Here is a 202-nt window from a genome sequence, read left to right as displayed (position 1 = left end):
GATTGGGGGAGGTATTAAGGAGCCCTTTGAAAGCTAAGGTGTTTCGTGTGTGGTGGGAGTTGTATATAATTGTTACTAAAAAGAAGAGGGCTGAAGAGGATAATCCATGTCTAATTATTATTATTATTGCTGTTGTTGGTATAGATTTTTTTATTGAAAAAATTGCAGAGATGACTAAGGCTATATGGGCTACTGAAGAATA

1 protein-coding gene is annotated in these 202 nt (G+C 35.1%); it reads right to left on the bottom strand.

Annotation, left to right across the window (positions count from 1 at the left end; genetic code table 11):
- On the bottom strand, positions 1-142 hold a 142-nt coding region (locus tag CW751_RS16090), incomplete at its 3' end, for a proton-conducting transporter transmembrane domain-containing protein (RefSeq protein ID WP_394335970.1).
- Between the last annotated feature and the right edge of the window lie 60 nt (positions 143-202).

Source organism: Brumimicrobium salinarum (assembly GCF_002844555.1).
GTDB lineage: Bacteria > Bacteroidota > Bacteroidia > Flavobacteriales_D > Crocinitomicaceae > Brumimicrobium > Brumimicrobium salinarum.
This window is presented reverse-complemented; position numbering and strand designations above follow the sequence as displayed.